Raw genomic sequence first — 4004 nt, 5'->3', positions numbered from 1 at the left:
ACAGCTGATAGAAACAGAAGCCACTGGAGCACCTCAAAAACACCATCATACACTAAATCAGTAAGTTGGCAGCATCACCGGCGATTGTTACTCGTTTTGGACAAGTCAGCCTGAAGGAAAATCAGCGACGAACCGGCACTGATTATTTGCATCCTGAACGTCTGTCCTTACCTCTGACATTGCGACCATCCTTAAAGCCCGCTTTACGCAACATCAGACGTTAGTAAGTCATTCTCAATATTGCTCTAATCAAAGTGAATCCCCAGATCTGATGCAATTTATGCAAATCAAATGCTCCAGAAGACGGCTGGCAGACTATCAACAGGATATCTGTATGGCCACTCTTGCACTCTGCATTCCGATTGACGCCGCATCGTAAGTTGAAGTTTGCTAATCTTTGAGATGTAGTACCCTCTATACAGTGCGGATTTTAATTAATGGAATAAATGATTATGAGTGAAAATGATACAATCCAAAAGAAGTCTAAAAGCCAGATTAACAAAGCGGTATTCTTTACATCTGCTTTGTTAATTTTCCTTCTTGTCGCCTTTGCCGCTGTATTCCCGGATGTCGCCGACAAAAATTTTAAACTACTTCAGCAACAAATCTTCACGAATGCCAGCTGGTTCTACATCCTTGCAGTGGCCCTGATTCTACTGAGTGTCTCGTTCCTGGGACTCTCACGCTACGGTGATATCAAACTGGGTCCGGACCATGCGCAGCCTGATTTTAGCTATCACTCCTGGTTTGCGATGCTTTTCTCGGCAGGGATGGGGATCGGCCTGATGTTCTTTGGCGTTGCTGAACCTGTGATGCATTATCTTTCACCTCCTGTCGGCACTCCAGAGACCGTTGCGGCAGCGAAGGAAGCAATGCGCCTGACGTTCTTCCACTGGGGCCTGCACGCATGGGCAATCTATGCCATTGTGGCACTGATCCTGGCCTTTTTCAGTTACCGTCACGGTCTGCCTTTAACGCTGCGTTCCGCACTTTATCCCATTATTGGCGAGCGCATATACGGACCTGTAGGCCATGCGGTTGATATTTTCGCCGTTATTGGCACCGTCTTTGGCGTTGCGACATCGCTGGGGTACGGTGTTTTGCAGGTGAATGCTGGTTTGAATCATCTTTTCGGGGTGCCTATTAATGAAACGGTGCAGGTGATTCTAATCGTTGTCATCACTGGTTTAGCGACGATTTCGGTGGTGTCCGGCCTGGACAAGGGAATACGTATACTGTCTGAGCTCAACCTGGGCCTGGCAGTGCTGCTGCTGGCGCTGGTCCTGTGTCTGGGACCAACCGTGCTTCTGCTGAAGTCATTTGTGGAAAATACGGGCGGTTATCTTTCTGAACTGGTGAGTAAAACTTTTAACCTTTATGCGTATGAACCTAAGTCGAGCAACTGGCTGGGGGGCTGGACATTACTGTACTGGGGATGGTGGCTTTCATGGTCGCCGTTTGTGGGGATGTTCATCGCAAGAGTCTCGCGCGGTCGAACCATTCGCGAGTTTGTCACCGGCGTGCTGTTTGTTCCCGCCGGCTTCACGCTCATGTGGATGACGGTGTTTGGTAACAGCGCAATCTATCTCATTATGCACCAGGGGGCGGCTGATCTCGCCAATACCGTTCAGCAGGATGTCGCGCTGGCCCTGTTTAATTTCCTGGAGCATTTCCCGTTTTCTTCCGTGCTGTCATTTATTGCAATGGCGATGGTCATTGTCTTCTTTGTCACCTCGGCTGACTCCGGGGCAATGGTTGTTGATACGCTGGCATCGGGTGGCGTCGCTAACACGCCTGTATGGCAGCGAATTTTCTGGGCCTCGCTCATAGGGATTGTGGCAATCGCACTGCTGATTGCGGGGGGACTGAGCGCGCTGCAAACCGTGACAATAGCGAGCGCATTACCTTTCTCAGTGATTTTACTGATATCCATATACGGATTATTAAAAGCCCTGCGTCGGGATTTGACCAAGCGTGAAAGCCTGAGCATGGCGACTATTGCTCCGACTGCAGCGCGTAACCCGATTCCATGGCAGAGACGCTTGCGCAATATCGCTTATCTGCCAAAGCGCTCTCTTGTGAAACGCTTTATGGGCGACGTTATCCAGCCCGCCATGACGCTGGTTCAGGAAGAACTGAATAAACAGGGAACGATAAGCCATATAAGTGATACTGATGACGAACGAATTCGGCTTGAAGTCGATTTGGGCAATGAGCTGAACTTTATTTATGAAGTGAGACTTCGTGGCTATAACTCACCGGCTTTCGCCATGGCTGCAATGGACAATGACGAGCAGCAGGTTGAGCAACATCGATATTATCGCGCTGAGGTCTATCTGAAAGAAGGCGGTCAAAACTATGATGTGATGGGCTGGAATCAGGAACAGCTGATTAATGACATACTGGACCAGTACGAAAAACACCTGCACTTCCTGCACCTCGTTCGTTAATACAAAAATGCCGTCCTGCCGGGCGGCATTTATTTTCCCGAACTTAATACAAGGATATGCTGAATGATTTTACGCTGGCAATGGATTCTCAGGCAGACACTTAAAAAGCTATGGTTCAGGGCAACGTTATTTGCAATGGTAGCAATAATAACGGCCCTTTTATCTATTCTTTTTAGATCAATGATCCCAGAGTCAGTATCAGTGAAGGTTGGTGCGGAAGCAGTTGATAATATTCTGAACATACTGGCATCGAGTATGCTGGCGGTGACCACATTTTCACTGAGTATCATGGTCACCGCTTACGGTTCAGCCACTACTAATGTGACGCCCAGAGCCACGCGTTTAGTTGTAGAAGACGTAACCACACAAAATGTACTGGCCACTTTTATCGGTTCTTTTCTCTTCAGCCTGGTAGGGATTATTGCCCTCAATATGGGAGCCTACGGAGAAAGGGGTAGAGTCATTTTATTCATTGTAACACTGGTTGTCATTGCCTTAATAATCATCACATTGCTTCGCTGGATACAGCATTTGACCTCTCTGGGCAGGGTAGGTGAGACAACAGCAAAAGTAGAACAGGCGGCGATCGAGACATTTATTGCGAGAGCAAAAAGTCCATGTCTTGGCGGATATCCATGGCTTGAGAACAATGAACAACCAAAAGGAACTGTTGCCGTATATCCGGAGAAAATTGGCTATGTTGAATATATTGACATGGTCAAGCTCGGCAGTCTGCTGAGCAATGATCCTCGTCATGTATATCTTGTGGCGCAGCCAGGCAGTTTCATACATCCATCGATGCCAGTTTTGTACCTGAGTTCTGGTCAGGAGTCATCAATCTGTACCGATTTACTTGAAACGATCATTGTCTCGGATGTGCGTTCATTTGCTCAGGATCCCCGATTCTGTCTCAGCGTCATGGCCGAAATAGCCTGCAGGGCCCTTTCGCCCGCAGTAAACGATCCCGGTACTGCGATTGATGTCATTGGCAGAGGTGTTCGAATACTCTCCGCTTACGCGCAGAATAAAATAGATGAAACTGAAGTGATATATCCTTCAGTACATGTTGCGCCACTTCAGATCAAAGACCTACTGGAAGACTTTTTCTTACCTGTTGCACGTGATGGTGCGAGTATGAGGGAGATTCAGATAAGAGTCCTTAAAGGACTGTCTATGCTGAGTAAGGGTTGGCCTGGGATGTTTGCTGAAGCCGCACATATACTGGCATCTGAAACATTAGAGCATGCAACTCGTACTGGTCATATAGCCCATGACGAATATCTTATAAAATCAATTTATTATAATTTATTCAGTGGCGAAAATCCTAATAAAAAACCATAGTTGCGGGACAAAGGATTTGTCCTCTGGCAAGGTGAAAGCAAAGCATTCCAGTGAGAATGAGCGTCTACTTTGAGCTGTGATTTCAACTGATGGACGCAACACAATTATTGAACTCACAGCGTGAAGCGGACGTAGCTAAGGAAGGTGCGAACAAGTTCCTGATATGAGATCATCATATTCATCCGGAGCGCATCCCAGAGGGACATCATGAGC

Annotated in this window: 2 protein-coding genes; both read left to right on the top strand. The window is 47.4% G+C overall.

What is annotated here, in order from left to right; genetic code table 11:
• Positions 1-452 precede the first annotated feature (452 nt).
• Positions 453-2450: a BCCT family transporter gene (locus OGX94_RS00840; RefSeq protein WP_008502232.1), complete on the top strand. Its 1998-nt coding sequence runs from the start codon at positions 453-455 to the stop codon at positions 2448-2450.
• Between the two features lie 63 nt (positions 2451-2513).
• Positions 2514-3791: a DUF2254 domain-containing protein gene (locus OGX94_RS00835; RefSeq protein ID WP_053504456.1), complete on the top strand. Its 1278-nt coding sequence runs from the start codon at positions 2514-2516 to the stop codon at positions 3789-3791.
• Positions 3792-4004: the final 213 nt, after the last annotated feature.

It is taken from the genome of Citrobacter sp. Cpo037, assembly GCF_030332945.1.
Classification (GTDB): domain Bacteria; phylum Pseudomonadota; class Gammaproteobacteria; order Enterobacterales; family Enterobacteriaceae; genus Citrobacter; species Citrobacter portucalensis.
Note: the sequence above shows the minus strand (reverse complement) of the source record. Positions and strands in the feature narration are given on the sequence as shown.

Coding starts and splice junctions, on each gene's coding strand:
- OGX94_RS00840 (WP_008502232.1), top strand. CDS start 453: ATGAGTGAAAATGATACAATCCAAAAGAAGTCTAAAAGCCAGATTAAC.
- OGX94_RS00835 (WP_053504456.1), top strand. CDS start 2,514: ATGATTTTACGCTGGCAATGGATTCTCAGGCAGACACTTAAAAAGCTA.